Genomic DNA, 19,580 nt, shown 5'->3' with positions numbered 1-19,580 from the left:
CTATGGTAGATGAAAAAGTTAGCCGATCGTGGCGATTTACTCCAGCGACAGTTGCACCCCTATTGGTGTGTACTTGGGCACTTTGTAGTGCTGTTACAACCGCCCTAAATCTAGAGCCAGTCAGAGTGATGGAGCTTCAAGCACAGTCTCTATTCTTCCAACTGCGAGGCTCAGTTCGTCAGCCAGACAACATTGTAATTTTGGCGATCGATGATGCCTCTATTGATGATGATTCTCTGCCAGAGGAAGACGCTAGTAAGTCCCAGGCGTTAGAGGCTATTAAATCCTGGCCGTGGCGAAGAACTGCCTATGCTCAAGCGATCGACCGTGTGATGGCCGCCGGAGCGAGCGGGGTCGCAATCGATGTGGTGCTGGATGTACCCAGTCCTTTTCCAGAGGACGATCGCCAGTTGCAAACAACCTTAAAACGCCATGCAGGTCGAGTGACATTAGCCGCAGTTCATGCGCCTTCTTCTTCGACTGGCGGTGGCTTAGAGCAACTGCTGTATCCTGATTCAATGTTTCAGACTACTCCAAACTCTATTGGGTTGATCAACTACGAACCCGAAGCCGACGGAAGCCTGAGACGTTTTACGGACAGCTATATCAACAATCGCATTGATCCAGATCTCCGTCATTCACAAAAAGGTCTAATGTCTTTTAGTCATGCTAGTTTGCAGTCTGCCAATTTACCTTTTTCTCCAGGCGGGGATAGATCCATCTTCTTTTATGGTGGAGAAAGAACATTTCCGACGATTTCGTTTTGGGAAGTTCTCCACGCTGAAAACTGGGCCAAACTCAAGCAACAGCAAGTCTTCAAAGACAAACTAGTACTGATTGGGCCGACTGCAACCTTACTGCATGACACTCATCTCACCCCTGTGGGAATGCTGTCAGGGGTCGAAATTCATGCCAATGCGATCGCCACGATGCTAGAGAACCGAGCCATCTCAGAAGTAGTTCCTAATCCTCTCTGGCGGGGAGTTTTAATTCTTTTTGGAGTCGGTAGCATCAACCTGATTTTAGGTAAACTATTTAAGCGTTCCACATTAGTTTTTCTGGTTGCCCTGGCTGTTGCGGGTAGTTGGGTTGGGGTCAGTTATCTCTGCTTTGTCTATGGTGGGCTGATTTTACCCGTAATGGCTCCCACGATCGCGATTTGTCTGAGTGGACTGTCTTATCTTAGTACGGGTGCTTTGAGCGATCAGTTTGAAAAACGACGGTTGCGCCGCACTTTGGAGCGCTATGTAGCAGCCCCGATCGTTCAAGAAATTTTAAGCCAGCCTGAAGACTTCCAGGCGCTCTTGCAGGGGCGAAAACTCAAGGCAGCCGTCTTATTTTGCGATGTTCGCGGTTTTACAGCGTTGTCTTATCAGCTACCTGCTGACCAGCTCGTTGCTCAACTCAATGCTTACCTGAATGCGATGGTAGAAGCGATTGTCGCGGCTAGAGGCACGATCGACAAGTTTATTGGGGATGCAGTCATGGCAGAGTTTGGCTCCCCAGTTTCTCAGGGCGAAAAGAATGATGCGATGAGTGCCATTCGAGCGGCTTTAGCAATGCGACGGGCACTACTGCAACTACAATTTCGATGGCGTAAGCAAGGTAAAGTCTTGTTTCATCATGGGATTGGGATCAGCTATGGGGAGGTGATCGCAGGCAATATTGGCTCTCTACAGCGGATGGAATACACCGTGATTGGGGATGCTGTCAATGTTGCCAGCCGAGTTCAAGGGCTAACCAAAGAGAATGGAACAGATATCTTAATTACCGAAGCACTGTATAAACTAGTCAAGACTGAGGTCGAAGCTGTGTTTATGGGCGAGTGCCGTCTACGCGGAAGGGAAGCCCATCCAGTCCTCCTTTATTCTCTAATTGGGCTAAAGGGCGGGGATCAGAAACTCTATCGGCAAGTCCAAGCAGAATTACACTCTACCCTGGAGTCGAAAGGAGACAAACAAATTGCAGGAGATCTCGATCGTGAAGTCAATCACCTGTAGTGCTGTCGTTACCTGTGCTGTTATTAACTCGGCAGTTGTTTGTTGTTCACGATCGTAGGTTAATTGAGATCTTACACCTCTCGCAATAACCGCCCTGAAATCAATTTTCGGCTAATAGCCAAAGTCCTCTGAAGAAGACTCGGCAAGCGTTTTAACCTATTGAAATGGGTTTGGGCTATGAGCCAGGAACTTCAGTTCTTGGCGGTTGTTGCGAGAGATGCAAGATTTAAGTTAACGAATTCTGACAAATCCCGCTTTAGAAATTAGCTCTTGACCCTCACTCGTCAGTAGCATGTGAGCATAGGCTTCGCCAGCCTGCTGGTCGGTCTGACCATCTTGTTTAACAATCACAAATAGTTGGCGAGTAATGGGATACTCACCCGCTTTAAACGCCTCCGCATTTAACTGATTTTTCTGCTTGAAACAGGTTTCTGCGGGAACCAAGGGTTCTTGATAAGGAGACACAAAATTGTTTGACTCCTGGGCAATGGGTAAGGCTCTCACTCCACATTGGGAGACGACCTCTGGCGCTGAAGCATAATAAATGCCACCCGGATCAGTGGACAGCTTTTGTAAGCCCGCCGTTGTGTTGTCAACGTAGCGCACATTATTTCCCAAAGAGCTACCACCCAACACATTTTTGACAAAAAACTCTGCGGTTCCACTATCGGCAACAGGACGCGAATAAGGTATGATTGCTCGATTTGGGCCGCCTACTTGCTGCCAGTTGGTAATCTTGCCCGTGTAAATGCCTTGAATTTGGCTCAGGTTTAATCCTGGAATGGAAAGACTGGGATGAACGGCGATCGCAATGCCTTCTAGCGCCACGGGAATTTGGTTCAGGCTAAAGCCTCGCAGTTGTGCTTGCTGATACTCCCGTTCTTCTATAGGTCTGGAGGATTGAGAAAAGGCAAGCTGCCCTTCTAGCAGCATCTGAATTCCTGTACCGGAGCCAGCCGTAGCATTAACGGGATGAGTGTAGCGTAGCCGAAACTCTGGGTGTGAAGCTTGGAGAATCGGGTCTACCTCGCGTCGGATATGTGCCCAAGTTGTGCTGCCACCGTAGTTAAACAGTCCAGGCGGTACTTTTTGGACTTGTCCAAAGCTAGGAGGGTGAGAAAGGTCAACACTGGGTGTTAGTTCAACGCTAGGAACTGGTTCAGCACCAGGAGTGACTTCAACACTAGGCGTTGACTCGGATGGCTGCGGTTCCTGTGTGGGAACTGGAGAAGACCCAAACTCCTGAGTTGAAGATGAGATCATCTGAGAAGGCAGCGAAGATAGCAGCGCATTTGCCATCAGAACGGTGAAACCAACTGCTACCAACCCTCTTACAGAGACTAAACGCTTGAGGAACATCTTTAAAGAGTCTTGAAGCTCGGTTGGCTGTATTTCCGAAGCGGGACTATTGGGTGATCGTTCAGCAGTGCCCCCTGTTTGAGAAGAACCACCATCCGTAGATTGCCGTTGAGCCGATCTCTCGGAGCTTGAGCTTGGGAAATACAAAGGTTTCTTGCTGAAATGTACTGGTTCTAAAGGGTCTTTTGCTGGCATTAACAGCAATGGTTTGAACGGCAGGCTGCCTGACTCAGAGCTTGTGGGTGATTCAGGCGAGTACTCAGGAAAATAGTCAGACAGAGTGTGCAGTGCTGCCAGGGCCTCATTAGCAGTAGGGTAGCGCTCCCGGAAGTCGTAGCGAACCATGCAATCTAACAGATTAACGAGCGCTTCACAGACGGGCGTTCCCTCCTCACACCACCGAAATTCATGGGTGTATGGGTCTTTCTTGAGATGCTTAGGACGAATACCCGTTAATGCTTGAATCGCCACCATGCCGATCGCATAGATATCACTACTAAAATGAGGCTCACCTGCGAGTTGTTCGTTTGCTGTGTAGCCTTGAGTCCCGATCGAAACGGTTAGGTCAGTTTTTCCAGATTTTGCGTCGGCAACTCCCAGACTGACCTGTTTAACTGCCCCAAAATCAATCAAAATAATTCTGCCATCCGATTGACGGCAAATTAGATTAGAGGGCTTGATGTCTCGGTGAATCACGCCTTGCCGATGGACAAAGGCCAGCACGTTCAGGCTGTCTCTTAGCAAAGTCATCACTTCTGCTTCTGTCCAAAGCTGATGATCGACTAGCAATTGATTGAGTGTCTCACCCTCAACTAATTCTTGGGCAAGATAAAACTTGTGATCCTCTTCAAAGTGGGCTAGTAATCGGGGAATTTGATCATGGTTGCCCAACAGATAAAGCACCTTTGCCTCAGTGTCAAACAATCGTCGGGCAGTCTGCAAGTCTTGTTCGGTCTCGAAGTGGGGCTTAAGTTGTTTGATCACACAGCGAGGACAGTTCGGTAGGTGAAGATCTTCAGCAATAAAGGTCTGACTAAAGCCTCCCATTCCTAACTGCTGGACAACTTTGTAGCGTCCGCCCAGAGGTTTCTCCAGGCTGGGTAACTGTGGTGATTCCGAATCAGAATTGATTGCCTCCATGTGCTCACCCCAATGAGACTATGTATTAGTTTGTGTTGATCGAGCTATGTCGAAGCAGAGAATTAAGGTGCTAAATCACGATTTGACGGCGATCTCTCAAAATTGTTAAGTCATGAGAGAATCTGCTGATTTGAAGCGATCGCTTTTTGTTTCCCTTTTAAGCTGCCCTACACTACGCTGACATATAAAGTGGGGCAAACCTGGGACAAAGCTGCAAGTTTCTCAATAATTTTAAGTCGCGCCATCCTGGGTATATCGCTTTAGCTTACAGCCAGTTGCCCAACAGGACAAAAGCAGACCAAAACCGGGGATGGCTATACTTTCCTTGCAAGAGGCTAAGTTGAGCGCGACGGAGGGCTTCTGCCTTTGTTAACCCAGTCTTTAGCCCTTGATAAAATTGCCCCATCAACAAAGCCGTTGATTCATCATCTACTAGCCATAATGATGCCAGTGTACTGCGTGCCCCTGCTCGTACTGCGACTCCGGCCAGCCCCAAAGTAGCGCGATCGTCTCCATCTGCGGTTTCGCAAGCACTGAGTACTAATAGCTCAAGCGTATTAAACGCGCTCTGATCGCGTGCTTGAAGTAAATTGTCTAATTGATTAACGGTAATCGGCTGATCCCAAGCCAAAATAAACGTTTCAGAAGACTGAGAACTAAACTGACCGTGAGTAGCAATGTGAACTACTGGAAACAGCGACGATTTTAATTTATTGGCGAGTGCTTTACTAGTAAACGCTTGATTTAGCAGTACTTCTGTAGAGATTTTGGACTGAATTTGTTCGAGTTCGAGCTTGACAAATTCTAATGGCTCAAAATTGGGGCGAGGTTCGGTTAGTCCAGCCGTCAACGCCGTCAGCTTTATAGAGGCTAGAGGCTTAGGCTCAAACAAGCTCAACCCTGGAGTCAGAACAACGTTGTACTTTTCTACGAGATACTGGCTGCCCGTGTAGAGCGCTGACACCGGAATGTTGCGTAGGGCACCATCTAAGACAAACACTAATGTATTGACTCCACTGCTAGCCAAGAGTGCCTCAGCAGGTTGAATAACCCAGTTGTAGACCTGTTGAGAAAGCGGCTGAATGTCTTGTTTGGAGGTATAAGGGAGAACTAGATTTTGGCGAAGACGCTTGACGAGGGTTTCGACTTGAGACAGGGGCACGATCGTGGAGTAGTGACGCAGCGCTTGCCCCGGAAGTGAGAGAATCACCTCTACTCGATCGTTGAGCAAAATGGGGTAAAAAACGGCTGCCTTATCATCAATAAAATCAATCTGTTGTACAGGATCTAAACAAGCTGAACGAAAGTAATTTTCTAATTCTGCAAGCTGAAGGTCTTCAATGACTCGACGAGCTTGTTGCAAATTTTCAGAACTGGCATTGGGTTGAACGAGCAATTCGACCAGCTCTCGATAAATTGGCTCTACGCCTTCTCTAAAAGAAAACTGCACTTCAGGATTGGTTGCCAACAGGTCTCTACGAATAGATTGCAGCGTTTTTACGGCTTCACTATAAGCCGCGATCGCTCCCACCTTTTGATTACCTGCCAGTCCTTGTTGTTTCAGAATACGCCCTAGTTGCCACTGCCAGCGATAAGTAATCTCTGATGCATTGCTAGCTTGAGCCAGAGTCAGGGCTTTTTGAGTGAGATCTTTGGCCTCTGCCAACTGTTGTGTTTGTTCATACAGGTTAGCGAGTTGCCCTAGTGCGTAAGATTCTGCCCTGGGGTCTTGCAGCGTCTTTGCTTGTTGGATGGCGGTTGCTAAAAGTTGAGCGATCGTCCGAGGTGTAACCAGTGGTGACTTGGAAATGCCTGTTTTTTGGCTGCTTTGCTGCTCTAGAATTTTCATCAAGCTAGTTGCAAAATTGACCTGAGCATAAATTGCGCCCCGGCTAGGAACCAGATTTGCTAACTGTGGCTCAATTTGAATCACCAAGGCTTGAGCTTGCTCCCACTGTCTCGTTTCTAGAAGTAGGCTTAACTGATTCAATTGGACTCTAAGTTTAGCGATCGCCGTCGGTGCTGAGGTGACTGCTTGCTGATAAAAGCTCAATGCTGCTGAAGGATTTTGCAAAGCTCTCAGGGTGTTTCCTAGATTAAACAAGGTCTCGCTAGGATTGATGGGCGGGGTGAGCTGTTGGGCGATCGCTAGACTTTGCTTGAGAGCTTCCTGAGACTCACTCAAGTTGCCTGTGACTTGTAGCACTGTACCCAAACTTTTTAGCCCTAAAGCTTTTAGCAGAGAGTTTGGCTGAGTTTGCAAACGGTCGTTGATCTCTTTGAGCAACATTTGAGCGCGGCGATACAATCCCAATGTTTGTAAGGCTTGAGCCTGGTTGATTTGGCTTCCGATCGTCCCAGCACTATCCTTCACTTTAGCATAAGTTTTTTCTGCTTGCCGCCAGGTTTCTAGTGCGGCTTCGGGTTGCCCCATTGCGAGTTGAATGCTGCCCTGGGTGTTGAGAACTTGAGCTAAAACAACAATCTCTGATTCCTTTAAGCTGGTTTGAGGACTCAAAGAATCTAGACTTTGAGCGATCGACTGTTTGGCTTGATCCCATGCGCCTAGTTTCTGATAAGCCAGCGATAGATAACTAAGGCTCAAGGCTTGATTGAGTCGATCTTTTTGAGCAACCTGAACAGCCTGCTGCCAGACGGTTGCCGCCTCTGCAAATCGTCCTGCTTGGTAGAGTGCCTGTCCTTGTTCTAAAAAGTTTGGAGATGCGACAGATTGAGCGATCGCACTGGCGAAAGGCTCAGTCGAAAAGGCTACCCGATCAAAAGCAACCACCGAAGTTCCAGTGATCACAAAAAACGTTAGGACTGCCAACCACAGACTAGCGCGAACTGACTGGAGCCGCGATCGTACCTGCTGCCAACAATCCCGCCAATGAAATCTAGTCATTACTCTGTAGAACTTGCACACTGGACTGATGACTGCTGAGAGGGGTCAGTGGGCGATTGAGGAAGCTGAGAAACAAGCGTTACTTCACCCTTAGCATTCATTATCCATCCTCTGGCCTCTACGATCGCGGCTTGAGGCTTAGGAGGCACGTATCGTCCCGATTTTTGGCTTCTGGCTTCTGGCTTCTGACGCTCACGCCCAGTCAGGCGCAGATCTTCCCACACTGTCCCGTCTCTGAGAATTTGAGCAGGGGTTTCTGGGAGTCCGCCTCGTCCGGTGATCACAAATTCATTGCCACCTGATCCCCGACAAACCGCGGCAACTTGCGTGCTGCGATCGACGACATCGCTGGGCAATTCGACGAGTCCTTGTCCGGGATCAACCTCCAATGTATTGAGTTCTACGACTCCATTAAACTCAGCCCCTAATGCAGAAGATGCTGTGATGTCACTTTCGGTAGTCGGTTGTTCTCGAAACTGTGTACCCAAGACGCTTCTAGCGTTAATCACGACTCGTCCCCCAAAGCTTTGTTGAGCATTAGCGGTAATATCGCTATTCTCAAAAGCCGCCAAAATGTCTGTGTTAAGTGTGATATTTCCCCCGGTTGCCGTCTCCTGAGCATTGGTCGTGATCACACTCGCTCGCCGCAACAAGAGGGTGCCCGATCGCACAGTGATGTTTCCACGCTCTCCTGCTGCCGCGTCCGCTGTAAGAATACCTTGCTGGTCAAGCAATACAAAGCTGGCATTCACATTCAGGTTTCCGGCTGCTCCTTGCCCTGCGGGGATATCTGGGTTGCGGCTAGAGAAGTTACTGACACTAATGGTTGCCCCATCTCTGACGACTAGCCGATTAGTCGAAACGGTTAAGTCGCCCCCGTTGCCTGTGCCCTCGATCGCGCTCGAAAATAAGCCGCTACGCCCCAGTTCTGTTGAGCCGATGAGTTCTACCGATTCAGAGGCTCTAATGGCTAGGTCTCCCGCATTGCCCGATCCCCCGGTTGCAGTGGCGATTTGGCCTCCGTCAATCAGCCGCAGGCGATCGGTTTCAAGAGTCAACTGTCCCCCATTGCCTGTGGATCTAGAAGCCGCTACTAACCCACTAGAACCAATGGACGAGATGCCAACCGCTTCCACATCCTTTGCGCGAACTGTTAATGATCCCGCATCCCCATCTCCAAACGTACTCGTTGAGACCTGGGCCCCATCAGTGATTTGTAAGCGATTGGTAGTGATTCCCAAGTCACCGCCCTTGCCTGTAGCTCCGTTCTCGACATTCGCAAACAAACCGCTTGTAAAACCTTCTGGTGAAATACCAATTAGTTCTACTACAGTTGCCTGAACCGTCAAATCTCCGGCATCTCCAAACCCAAACGTACTTGCGGCAACCTGTGCTCCATTAGCGATTCGCAAGCGATTAGTTTCGATTGTCAGATTCCCCCCCTTGCCTGTAGCAAGAGTTTCTACTGGGGCAAACAATCCACTAGGGGCAATGGGTGAACTTCCGATGATTTCCACATCTTGAGCTGCAACCTTCAATGAACCTGCATTTCCAGCGCCAAAAGTCCCACTGGATACTTGACCGCCATTGGCAATCAGTAAGCGCCTCGCGGCGATCGTCAAATTTCCGCCCTGCCCGCTCGCACCCGGAGCAACATCTGTAGATAAACGGCTGACAAACGGTACACCCACAGGCGGAAAGGAAAAGCCACTCACTTGCACTGAGTCTGTTGCTATGAGTCTGAGTGTTCCACCTGTGCCATCGCCCAATGTGTCTACCATCATCGCCGAGGCGTCTGTGAGACTGATGTTGCGTCCCTGCACTCCGATACTGCCACCACGGTTGCCACTGGCTTCGATCGAAGCTGCTTGAGAGAGCCGAATATCTTGGAAGTGCCTAATGTTACTGTAGTCAAGTTGCCAGCCGGGATTCGTTGGTGTGAGTATCACCGTTCCTGCTTCGCCCACACTACCAAGTTCGATTCGCCCACTTGCGGCAGTTAGATTGCCTCCCTCCAGAGTGACATCTCCCCCTATCAGCGCCAGCGTTTGCCCAGAATTGACTTGTAGACCAGGCGGGCGATCGTTCCGATTTACGGAGGGGTCAGTCGGTGAATTTAGAAACAAGTTGTTCCCGACTCCCTGTACTCGAATCTCCCTCGGTGTCGCTCCATACTGCAAGCCAGCGGGGATACTGACCGTCAGCAAGGGTGACCCAGACGGGTTGACAGCACTAAACTCGCTACCATCCGCAAATCTAATGCTGTTAGCTGTACTTCCAACAAAAGATCCGCCCAGATTTAGGACAGCATTGGGGCCAAAAAGAATGCCGTTGGGGTTAAGCAGAAACAGATTGGCGCTACCGTTTGCTCGAATCAGACCATCAATGTTAGAAACAGAGGTTCCAGTCACTCGGCTGATAATGTTTTCAACGGCGATCGCCTGATTAAAAAAGGCTGTGCCACCCGTTGGCAGAGAAAATTGCTCAAAACTATGAAACAAGTTACTCCCGGCAGTTGTTCCCCCTGTAATCTCAAAGATGCTATTACCAGGAGTGACCACCGAATTGTTAAGTAGCGTGGTATCGGGCACAACTTGAGCAAAAGCATTTCCCCATATTCCTAGCAGCGAATAGAATAGGGGCCACCAGACGATGTAGTGAACCCAACCTTGCGATCGAACCCAGCGCTTTGGGGAATTGCCCATCATTGGATCACCCGCTTTTGACTCCGACGCTTAAGTAGACGACGCACCCCCAATAAGCCACCCCCAATAATCAGTCCCCCGATCGTAGAAGGTTCTGGTACAGCAGTTTTTTCAGGCTGATCAGTCCCTGATCCGGAGACTTCTTGCCACAAAAAGTGTTGATATGCCGTATCCTGCCAAAAACCACTACTGCTAGAGGCACGCCAATCATAAACTCTACTTTGCTCAATCATGGCCTGTACTTCTTGAGTGCGATCTTGAGACAAAAGTGAGGCTGCTTCGGCGGGGTTTGCGTCGAGCCACTCGACCGTTTTACCGATGCGCTGGGCCAGTCGTAGCTTTGCCTGACTCTGGAGCGTCGCCAGATTGGTTTCGCCCGGTTGCAGATTCCAGCCGATCGCATCCAACAGCTTACGATCGAGTCCTGAAATGCTTCTGCGCTCTCCCGATCGCAGCACGGGATCTAAAATGCCTAGAGGATTGTCCTGTTGTTTCCAATGGCTGGCTTGATTGCCGTCGCCTCCTAAGCTAGTGTCATCGCCTGTTGAGAAGTAGCCCAGCACAGTCTTGCCGCCGTCAGTCGAAAAGTAAGGCTTGCCCCCCACCGACATATCAATCCAGGAGTCACCCGACCCAGCCTGTTTGACGCTCTCTGCCGAAAAGCGAAACAGATCGAGCGGAGTCGCATTGTCTAATTTGCCATTTAAGGTGGCATAAAAGTCACTTTGATGGCTTGAGTCATACTGAGTCTTTTGAGTCAGCCAGCCAGCCTTATCGACCCCACTGACAACGCCCAGGTGATGAGTCAGTTCATGGATTCCCACACTGAGATAGTCCATCGTGCCTTTAGAAACACTGCCGCCAACAAAGTCATAGTTCCAGGAAACTGGCTTGTTGGTCAGCTTGTTCATCAGCGTGTAGCCGTCCAGCGCTTTGTCATTGCCTGCAATCATGCCCACTGCCTTGGCATTGGCACGGGTCATCTTGAGGGCGTAGTTATTGTCAACTTTGAAACCATCGATCAGCGCAGTAAACTTGTCTGCGTCGTCTTGCTGGTTGTTGAAGATAAACCGATCGTCGGCTGACGTGCGATCGCCTGCCAGTCGATTTCTCCATGTCTCGTAGCTTTGCTCGGCCCGCATTCCTGGAAGTGCGCCGCCCACCACATTCGATGGTAATTGATCAGTAACTTCCATGTGGATGTTGATCGTTGCATTGTCTGATAGATGACTTGCCCAAATACCCCCTGCCATTTCAAAGCCGAGCATTTGCTCTAGCGAAGTCCCTGGCGCATAGGTAAAGTTGAAATTTGCTGCCTGAGCGGGGGTATTGTTCCCGACGATCGCAGCGGACGCGATCGCAGACATCACAAGCTGACGAATGACTGAGCGAGACTCAGCCCGGTTTGAGGAATTGTTGGGGTACATAGTCACGATGGATAGTACACAAGGAGTAGGATACAAGACGCTGAAATCATACTTCCAAGTGAGTGAACAACTCTGGATTGGAACACACCCGATCCCTTCGCCCTCGTGGGGAATGCCGAAACTAGCCGATACTATCAGTGGCAGAGCAGCCAAACCTTCTTTAACCTACACCGTGCAGCCTGAAAACTTCTGTTTGATCCCTTTCTAAACCAGGGTGGCAGACTGAGCCACCTTCTACAGTCACCAGACTAAACTACAAACATCCTGTTTGCAATATCTACAAGGCACCTACTCCAGCAACCCACGTTCACCCAAAACAACATCTTTGATGATAGCTGATGATAACTTTAGTACGAGTAGAAGACTAACAATTAAATAACATTTGCTCAATGTCCTTGAAGCCTTGCAGAAGAGGTAGTGTTTGAAATACCCTGCTCAGGACACTTCGATAAGTGACACATTTTGAACGACGTATCTTCTCCTGGTTTTGTTCCTACGCTAAGGGCAATCGCACTTGAAAACGGCTCCCTACCCCAACCTGGCTATTTACTGTGATCTCTCCTTTATGTTGTTTGGCGATCGTTTGGGCGATCGCGAGTCCGAGTCCAAACCCGTCTTGCTCTTGTGATCGAGCTTGATCGGCTCGCCAAAATCGCTGAAAGATAAACGGCGAGTACTCAGAGGGAATGCCAATGCCAGTATCTTCTACAGAGACAACCACACTCTGCCCGGACTGCTGCATCGAAACTACCACCTTTCCTCCGGCTTCAGTATACTTCAGCGCATTCTCTAGAAGATTAGAAAATAGACGATCCAGGGGTGTAGAGCTTCCCTTGACAGGCAAGTTAGGCAGCAATTGATCCTGAAAATCAATGCCTTTAGCTTGAGCTTGAGATTTAAAGCGTTCTATCAATGCTTTGAGCAATTGATCCAGATAAATAGTCCCTTTTTCTTGCTTACTGGGAGGGTGAGTAGCATCAGTCCGAGCTAAAAACAGCACATCGTCAATCAAGCATCTCATTTGCTCAGTTGCGCTGGCGATCGTCTCCAGTTTCTTTACGTCTGCGGGTTTGAGTTGTTCTGGATGGCTCAACATAATCTCAGTGGCAATACCAATTCGAGTGAGAGGATTGCGTAACTCATGGGAAGCATCCGCAGCAAATCGAGTCAGTCGCTGAAAGCTAATTCTCATGGGTTTTACTGCCTGCTCGGTGAGATATAGACTACTAATACTGGCCAGCAGCAAAGCGATAATTCCTCCCAATCCCAGTCCTAGTCGCAACTGACTTAATGAAGCCTCAAAGCGTTGATTGGATTGGCTTGCCCGCAAGTAGCCCTGTAGTTGCAGCGTTTTTTTATCTGGAGTATTGGTGTAAACCGCGATCGTCATGATTCGCAAATCTGCTTGAGATTCGACTATCGGCGTATTGACGTGGGACGAAGACGTAAAATGTTTGGCTAAGGGAACCGTGGGAAACTGGCTCCCCTCTTTTGCCAGAAGTTTGCCATCGGCGGTAAACCATTCCAAACTCTGCTCCCGGTTAGAAAAGAGATCGTGCCAGGGAAGGTCTTTATCTAAGCTTTTGCTTCCACGAGCTTTAACGGTCTCGATACTTGGCGCAGCCGCCTGAACTAGCGTTAGCAACTGACTGTTTATCTGTTGATTCCGGTTCTCGTAGAAGAAGAAGTAGACGGCGATCGCCGAAACTCCAAAAATTGTAGTCATTGCTACGACATAAGCCAGCAGCAAGCGCCAGTGAATATCTCTAAAGGTCTGACTGGGAACCCGATTTGAGGCGGTAACCCAGACCATACACTGTTTCAATGAAGTCATCAACGGCTCCAACCCCTTTTAGTTTTTGTCTCAAACGTTTGATGAGAGCTTTGACTGCATCTTCTTCGGGAGGGTCTTCAAAAGACCAGAGGTTTTCCATGATCTCGCTGCGGCTCAACACCCGGCAACCATGACGCAAGAAAAGCTCTAACAATCGATATTCTTTGGGTGTCAGCTTCAAGGATTGCGCTTTGTAATTAGCTTCTGTTGTGTTGGGATCAAGGCACAAGTTTTCCCACTTTAAAACGGGGGGTAGAGAAGGGCTTCCTCGACGCACTAAGGCTCGAATTCGGGCTAGTAGCTCCTGTAGCTTGTAAGGCTTTGCCACGTAGTCATCTGCTCCTGCATCTAGCCCAGCTACCTGATCGGTGGTGGTATCGCGGGCAGTCAGCATGAGAATTGGCATGTGATATTTCTGAGAACGTAATTGATGACAAAGATTGATGCCGTCTAACTTGGGGAGTGTCACATCTAGCATGAGCAAGTCGTAATCAAACGTCTTTACGTAGTCCCATGCTTCATGACCATCACCCGCAATATCAACGACATAATGCTGGTCAGTCAGAACCTCTTCAAGAAGTTCAGTAATGTGCTGATCATCGTCAACTAATAAAAGTCTCATAGGCGGCCAGTTAACCTGAACTCAACAGTAATAATCGACGGAATTTTGCCAGGAAAGTTTCAGAAATTCATCTCTTCATTCTGTCTTCATGCTATTAGTTTTGGGACAGAACGATCGCCTCAAATATTAAGACAATTGAAAACTTTTCAAGATAATAGTCTCTCATCATCATCAAATTTTCGCAGTGATCGAACTTGGTTATCTCAATAGATAAAAACTACTTCAGAAGGTCAAAGATGAACGTTGAAAATCTCATTAGATGACTTTGTAGCTGCACAAATCATGACGGTAAGCCCTGAAAAGCTTATTCATCAGACTTAAAGCTACCGTTTTGTATTCCTAGAAACCCTCAACAATTGAAATAAGTGGTAAGAAACCTTGTCATTGCCCTTACTACAAATCACTGTAGGATAAACGCTTAAAATCGTTTTTTGCTTCAGGACAATTTCTAAATTGACTAACTAGAATTTGCCATAAACTCTAGAAAATGTTGCCCTAAATATTGTGCCAGGTTCTCCACAAAGTTTTTTAGAATGAGACTTTCAACTACTCATCTAAACTGAAAAACAAACTGATAAAAATCAGTAGTAAAAGCCCTTTTGTTTTTGACTAATCTCAGAGTTTTAGTTAGAATGCAAATCCCTAATGGTTTACTGTGGGATTCAAAGGTCTTGCCGCTCAAGTGCCTCACAGAAAGAGCGATCGCCCTCATAGTTCTGAGAACCTTAAATCTGAAAGTTTTGGTCTGAGAATTTTGGTCTGAGAATTTTGGTACCGCATTGTTGTTGATCTCTCCAAAAATCATTCAGAGTGGTTTTTTGAATTAAGGGCAACAAAAAAGTACTTGTTCAACCTCGCATCGATCGCTTTCAGGCTGCCAACATCTGCCGAACTTCCTATCTAGGCTTCAGGTTCCAGAGCTTAAAAATTATGCAATTTGTTACAAAACTACACAATTACAACTTGAACGATCGCCAGCCAAACTTTAAAGATATCCTCCAGGAAAAACTAGACCATGCCCTATTGTTAAGTTCTGTGACAAAATGCCTAACTTTTTACGGGTCAGCCGCAATAGCAAATAGAGGTTCAGATGATGAACGCTCAGTCCCCAAGATACTCAGATCTCGTTGGCTTGCTAAATTACATGAACACAGCTACCCGTCTATCTACTCGGTCGATCGCACGTTCCCTACCAGAAGCTTCTACGCCAGTCTCCGATTCTCCGCCCAAGAGGAGATCAAACAGAACAGGGCTTCATTCACTTTTCACCGTCAGCCAGACTTACTTGGGCAGCCTCGTGAGGATAAGGTAAGCGTTTACTTGAACCTTGTAAGTTTCTAGCCCTGGTTTCTAGCCCCAAATTAGTGTTAGGTATAAGAGGCTGAAACTTCTGGAGCTAAAAAAATTCTCTAGTCGAAGACGTACTGGTTTTACTCAGATAAATGCCACTTCACCAGACTAAAAGTAGCATCTACCATGACAGCCCTGATGTTGAGATGTCCCTACCGTTCTAGAGAAGCGAGGAGAATTAGATGGTGAATGAGCGCTTTCAGGGTGCCTCACCGAATGATGATCTAGATCAGCGGCTTCAACAGCAAGCCAAGGAAGCTCAACAACACCCATCGCAAAGTTCTCAACGACAAATCGCACTCAATCGACTCGTCAACGAGATTCTCAAATCGGGTCGGTTGGGGCATCCTCAGAGACATTTATGGTCTGCGAGTCTTTATGAAGATCTTTACAATGAAGCTCTCCAAAAAACCTTGATTGAGACTTGTCAAAAAATTGACAGTTACAATCCAGATCATCCTGTGTTGGCGTGGGTCAACTTCCGGTTAAACTTTCAATTTATCGATGTCGTCAATGACTACCGAAAGCAAGGGATCACCCAGATTCCCAAGTCAGACAAGACAGAACAAATTGCTTACCTTCCCTCATTAGATGACTTAGATAATCTGGTCTCACCCGAAGAAACGCTTTCGGCTACTCAACTTCTGCAACAGTTTCTGGAAGATGACCCAGACAACCTTCTTCAAAAGCAGCGGTTGAGAGAACGTCCAGAAGTCACGTTTCAGTCGCTGGCGTGGGCCCGATTTGTAGAAGGTCAGACCTGGTTAGAAATTGCCATCAGCTTGAATGTATCCGTTCAAACCCTGTGTTCTTTTTTTAACCGTCAGCTAAAAGACTTGATGCCCTATTTCAGGAAATATCTAAAAGATACGTAGAGAGATAAAGAGAGAGATAAAGAATGAGTCTAACCGTTGAGCCTTTGATTTTTACAGTGCCATTGTCGTTTGAGGCGCATACGATCGCCCAACAATACCAAAAACGGCAGTTCACCTCCCTGAAAGCTAAACAGGTCTATCTCAACACTCTGGCGGTCTATGCCGTAGACTTTTATTTGCGTTGTTTGGGATTTGAAGTGGACGTAGCCCGAAGTGATAGCCGCAACCCAACCTTTGTGAAAATGATGGACATTGCGGATTTGTGGGTCAAACAGCTCGGTAGGCTAGAGTGTCGTCCAGTTTTGCCAAATGCACAGATGATGCAGATTCCTCATGATGTGGGATCAGACCGAGTGGGATATGTCGCGGTGCAAATGAGCCAGACCCTAAAAGAAGCCACGCTGCTGGGATTTACGCAAACGGCACAGTTAGAAGTGCCTCTCAATCAGTTGCGATCGCTCTCAGAGTTTCCCGATTACCTCCATCAGTTGCGGCAAGCTCCCATCACCTCGGCTGCTATCAACTTGAGAAGCTGGTTTGAGGGCGTTTTTGAGACAGGTTGGCAGACCCTGGAAGCCGTTTTGGACAGCGACAAGCTAGATTTAGTGTCGGTTAGGAGCATGACGCTATTAAAAACCGAAACCAAACGCGCTAAGTTAGTTGACTTTGGAATGCAGTTGGGTGATCAGTCAGTCGCTCTGTCACTGGGTCTTAATACAAACATTGATGGAACGATCGGGGTTCTAGTACAGCTTTTTCCGGGTAGTGGCAGCCCTCGTCTATCGTCTAATCTTAAGCTGGTCATGCTGTCTGAAGCGGGAGAGATCCTTCAGGAAGTTTGTTCTAGAGGACATGATAACTACATCCAACTGAGATCTTTTAGAGGATTACCAGGTGATTGCTTTAGCATTCAGGTAGCCTGTGATCATGTTAGGGTAACTGAGGATTTTGTTCTCTAACTGCTTATGGATAGATGGGAATGAGTAAGTTAGTTGTCATCAACCTGGGTTCTGGCGATCTGCAAAGCGGTTGTCCTAATATCACGGCTCAGATTTCACAGACTGGTGGCGATTTGTCTCGCACTGCTGCCAACGATCGCTATGCCACTAAATGCACAGGTAGTTTGCCTCCCGCCCCAGAGATTGACCAGCTTTATCGCCACTGGCGGCTCCTTTATCGCGAGTTTTATCGTGAACGCAGCGCTCCGCCGACCCGTGCCATTACGATCGAGCCAGGTGGGGTGACTCACTTTTCTGAAATTGAGTTTAGTGATCTATCCCGGCGCTTAAAGCTTCAACTCAATGCCTGGCTTAACTCGGAGTCGTTTTTGTCAATCGATCGCAAATTGAGCCGTGAGCTAGACCCAGCCGATGAGGTGCGCGTGGTGATCGAAACAAACGATGATGCGCTGCGGCGGCTCCCCTGGCACTTGTGGAATTTTTTTGAGGATTATCCGGCGGCGGAAGTTGCCTTGAGTGTGCAGGAGTATGGGCGAGTTAATGTTCAATCGCAGACTCCGATCGGGACAGTCAGAATCTTAGCCGTTTTGGGAAATCACGAGGGGATCGACCTTCAGGCAGACCGCAAGCTACTAGAAGCGGTGCCAGGGGCGATGCCAGTGTTTTTAGAAGAGCCGAATCACTGGGAGCTAGACGAACACCTCTGGGATCAAAAAGGCTGGGATATCCTGTTTTTTGCGGGGCATAGTCAGACTGAGGAAGACACTGGGCGGATTTACATCAACGCGACAGATAGCTTGACGCTAAAGCAGCTTAGAAATGCGCTCAGAAAAGCCATTAGTCGCGGCTTGAAGCTGGTGATTTTCAATTCTTGTGATGGGTTAGGGTTGGCCCAGTCGCTGGCAGATTTGCACATTCCGCAAGTGATTGTGATGCGAGAGCTTGTGCCGGATGTGGTTTCTCAAGAATTTTTTAAGCACTTTCTAACCACCTTTTCACAGGGGCAATCGCTGTATGGGGCAGTGCGAGAAGCACGAGAAAGGCTGGAGAAGCTGGAAGAAGACTGTCCCTGTGCGACCTGGCTTCCTGTGATTTGCCAGAATCCTAGTGAAGAACCGACCACCTGGCAAGCGCTGTGTGGCTCTCTGACTGTTGATCGCGCCCCTTCTCGCAAACAGCGTCTGCAAACCTTATTAGTAGCCAGTGCGATCGTCACTGCGGCGGTGATGGGAGTACGACAGCTAGGCGTTTTACAAAACTGGGAATTGCAGGCGTTTGATCACATGATGAAGCTCAGACCTGCTGAACCGCCCGATCGCCGCCTGTTGATTGTCACCGTGACTGAGAAAGATGTTCAGAACCAAAATCCTCAAGAAAGACGTGGTTCATCACTCTCCGATCGGGCACTGGCCCAACTGCTAGAGAAACTCCAATCTCATCAGCCACGAGTCATTGGGTTAGACATTTACCGCGATTTTGCGATCACTCAAAACTACGCAAACCTGAAAACCAATCTTCAGAATGAAAACCTGATCGAAATCTGCGAAGTTGGAGACACTGGTACGCGCTCTGGAACTAGACATCCTCCTGGCGTTTCTGAGGATCGCTTGAGCTTTAGTGACTTTCCGATCGACCCGGATGGTGTGGTGCGTCGTCAACTTTTGGCAATGGCTCCTAACCCAAACTCGCTCTGTGTGACTGACACCTCTTTTAGCTTTCGGGTGGCTCAGTTGTATCTGATGGATCAAAACATTCAAGCTGAACGCGATTCGCAAGGGGAAGTCAGAATTGGCGACACCCGATTTAAGCAGCTTGAATCTCAAACAGGTGGCTACCAAACATTAGATGACTTAGGCTACCAGGTGTTGCTCAATTACCGCTCCTCCAATCCGGTCGCTTCACAAATCACGCTCACTGATCTCTTAAACGCATCAGATACCGAACTTTCTAAGCTAATTAACGATCGCATTGTTTTGATTGGCACTACTGCCCAGAGCTTTAAAGATTACTCTCCGACTCCCTACAGTTCGGGGCAGGGATCTGAGCAGATGCCAGGGGTGATGATTCATGCTCATATGGTGAGTCAGATTCTAAGTGCAGTGATGGATCAGCGTCCGTTGTTGTGGTGGTTGCCGCCCTGGGGAATTACCCTCTGGGTGGGGGGATGGTCTCTAGTGGGAGGCATTCTAGTTCTGTCTATACGATCGCCCCTTCATCTGGGGCTGGCAAGCAGTGTCGCTTTGGGCACCCTATCGGCTGGCTGCTTTATTCTTTTGCTCAGAGGTGGATGGATGCCAGTGATCCCAGCCGCAGTGAGCCTAGTCGCGACAGGGGGCAGTGTGGTCGCTTACACCATCTACCAAAATCGAAATTTGCAATCACAAGTTCGCAGTTAACAAGAAGA

Annotated in this window: 10 protein-coding genes; 4 read left to right on the top strand and 6 right to left on the bottom strand. The window is 48.3% G+C overall.

Features of this window, described 5'->3' with window-relative positions:
* Window positions 1-2: 2 nt before the first annotated feature.
* On the top strand, window positions 3-2,000 hold the full coding sequence (locus ACKFKF_RS04670; protein ID WP_446866612.1) for a CHASE2 domain-containing protein: 1,998 nt from the start codon (window positions 3-5) through the stop codon (window positions 1,998-2,000).
* Window positions 2,001-2,231: 231 nt separating this feature from the next.
* Here the strand turns inward: ACKFKF_RS04670 and ACKFKF_RS04665 are convergent, their stop codons facing one another.
* The 6 genes from ACKFKF_RS04665 to ACKFKF_RS04640 all read right to left on the bottom strand — a co-directional run bounded on the left by ACKFKF_RS04665 (window position 2,232) and on the right by ACKFKF_RS04640 (window position 13,992).
* Window positions 2,232-4,499, bottom strand: coding sequence for a protein kinase domain-containing protein (locus ACKFKF_RS04665; protein ID WP_446866611.1), 2,268 nt, complete (start codon window positions 4,497-4,499; stop codon window positions 2,232-2,234).
* A gap of 265 nt (window positions 4,500-4,764) precedes the next feature.
* Window positions 4,765-7,404, bottom strand: a complete 2,640-nt coding sequence (locus tag ACKFKF_RS04660; protein WP_446866610.1) for a CHAT domain-containing protein — start codon at window positions 7,402-7,404, stop codon at window positions 4,765-4,767.
* Window positions 7,404-10,112, bottom strand: a complete 2,709-nt coding sequence (locus ACKFKF_RS04655; protein ID WP_446866609.1) for a two-partner secretion domain-containing protein — start codon at window positions 10,110-10,112, stop codon at window positions 7,404-7,406. The genes ACKFKF_RS04660 and ACKFKF_RS04655 overlap by 1 nt, the downstream gene beginning before the upstream one ends.
* On the bottom strand, window positions 10,109-11,536 hold the full coding sequence (locus tag ACKFKF_RS04650) for an NF038122 family metalloprotease (protein WP_446866608.1): 1,428 nt from the start codon (window positions 11,534-11,536) through the stop codon (window positions 10,109-10,111). The genes ACKFKF_RS04655 and ACKFKF_RS04650 overlap by 4 nt, the downstream gene beginning before the upstream one ends.
* 493 nt (window positions 11,537-12,029) lie before the next feature.
* On the bottom strand, window positions 12,030-13,370 hold the full coding sequence (locus ACKFKF_RS04645) for a sensor histidine kinase (RefSeq protein WP_446866607.1): 1,341 nt from the start codon (window positions 13,368-13,370) through the stop codon (window positions 12,030-12,032).
* Entirely contained in the window at window positions 13,303-13,992 is a 690-nt protein-coding gene (locus ACKFKF_RS04640; RefSeq protein ID WP_446857858.1) for a response regulator transcription factor, read from the bottom strand. Before ACKFKF_RS04640 ends, ACKFKF_RS04645 begins: the two co-directional genes overlap by 68 nt.
* A 1,532-nt stretch (window positions 13,993-15,524) precedes the next feature.
* Here ACKFKF_RS04640 and ACKFKF_RS04635 point away from each other — a divergent pair.
* The 3 genes from ACKFKF_RS04635 to ACKFKF_RS04625 are packed head-to-tail and all read left to right on the top strand — an operon-like array spanning window position 15,525 to window position 19,572.
* Window positions 15,525-16,217 (top strand): hypothetical protein, encoded by a 693-nt coding sequence (locus ACKFKF_RS04635; RefSeq protein ID WP_446866606.1) that lies wholly within the window; start codon window positions 15,525-15,527, stop codon window positions 16,215-16,217.
* Window positions 16,218-16,240: 23 nt separating this feature from the next.
* On the top strand, window positions 16,241-17,176 hold the full coding sequence (locus ACKFKF_RS04630; protein WP_446866605.1) for a DUF1822 family protein: 936 nt from the start codon (window positions 16,241-16,243) through the stop codon (window positions 17,174-17,176).
* A 20-nt stretch (window positions 17,177-17,196) separates the two neighbouring features.
* On the top strand, window positions 17,197-19,572 hold the full coding sequence (locus ACKFKF_RS04625; protein ID WP_446866604.1) for a CHASE2 domain-containing protein: 2,376 nt from the start codon (window positions 17,197-17,199) through the stop codon (window positions 19,570-19,572).
* Window positions 19,573-19,580 lie beyond the last annotated feature (8 nt).

The sequence above is a fragment of the Phormidesmis sp. 146-12 genome, from assembly GCF_052939495.1.
Note: the sequence above shows the minus strand (reverse complement) of the source record. Positions and strands in the feature narration are given on the sequence as shown.